This is a genomic window from Massilia solisilvae (genome assembly GCF_024753215.1).
GTDB lineage: Bacteria > Pseudomonadota > Gammaproteobacteria > Burkholderiales > Burkholderiaceae_D > Telluria > Telluria solisilvae.
The window spans coordinates 1-1,238 of record NZ_JANUGV010000022.1 but is presented as its reverse complement, the minus strand read 5'-3'; the positions used below and the strand labels follow the sequence as shown (position 1 = coordinate 1,238).

Genomic DNA, 1,238 nt, shown 5'->3' with positions numbered 1-1,238 from the left:
TGGCCTTCCCCAGTTTTGACGGACACATCCGATAGGTATGATGTCACTATCGGAGGTAATGCATGTCACGTGAAAGAAGGTTTTTCTCAGAAGAGTTTAAGCGCGAAGCGGTCAAGCTAGCTAGTCAACCCGGCGCGAACAAGTCGGCGATTGCCCGAGACCTTGGGATTGGCGCCAATCTGCTGGGACGTTGGTGTCGTGGGCTGGGCGAGGACGCGGTGAACACCAAGGCCGGCGATAAGGTTTCAGTAGCCGAGTACGAACACATGCGGCGTGAGCTCGCCAAGGTTAAGACGGAGCGCGACATCCTAAAAAAGGCGCTCGGCTACTTCGCTGCCGACCCCAAGTGAAGTACGGCTTCATCGCCAAACACCGGGCGATCTGGCCGACGCGAACGATGTGCCGTGTACTAGGGGTTTCCGCAAGCGGGTTCTACGACTGGCTGGACCGGCCATTGAGCACACGCGAGCAGGAGAACGAGCGGTTGTTGAAGGCGATTCGGCTTAGCCACCAGGTGAGCGATGGGACGTATGGCTCACCGCGCGTATATCGCGACCTGCGCGACGCTGGAGAGACCTGCAGCGAAAACCGCGTGGCCAAGCTGATGAATGCCGCTGGCATCAAGGCTAGGCACAAGCGTCGCCGTACACCCGGCCAACTGGAAGCGACCGTGCACTCGATCGCGCCCAACCTGCTGGATCGCCAGTTCGAAGCGACGGCGCCAAACCAAAAGTGGGCGGCCGACTTCACCTATGTTTGGACCGCTGAAGGCTGGCTCTTCGTGGCAGTCGTGCTGGATCTGTTCTCGCGGCGCGTGGTCGGCTGGTCAATGCAGCCGACGATGACGGCGCAACTGGTGATGGATGCCTTGCTGATGGCTGTCTTCAGGCGCGGGCGGCCCCGAGCAGTTCTGCACCATTCGGACCAGGGCTCCCAATATACGAGCGAGGATTTTCAACGGCTGCTCGCGGCGCATGGCATCGTGTGCAGCATGAGCAGACGGGGCAACTGCTGGGATAACGCCGCGATGGAAAGCTTCTTCTCGACATTAAAGACTGAACGCCTCAGCAAGCGGCACTACAAAACCAGAGACGAGCTACGCGCAGACGTCTTCGACTACATTGAAAGGTTCTACAACCCAAAACGCAGGCACTCAACGTTGGGCTACGTCAGCCCAGTACAATTCGAAAATCTACAATGCGCCTAACGGAAGTGTCCGTGTAATTTTGGGAAGGCCA

Annotated in this window: 1 protein-coding gene; it reads left to right on the top strand. The window is 58.4% G+C overall.

Annotation, left to right across the window (positions count from 1 at the left end):
- The first annotated feature begins 62 nt into the window (after positions 1–62).
- Positions 63–1,207, top strand: a protein-coding gene (locus NX773_RS23430) for an IS3 family transposase (protein WP_258858641.1) whose coding sequence is annotated in 2 segments (ribosomal slippage) — positions 63–321 and positions 321–1,207 — 1,146 coding nt in all. Because the reading frame shifts where the segments join, the coding sequence is not laid out codon by codon here.
- Positions 1,208–1,238 lie beyond the last annotated feature (31 nt).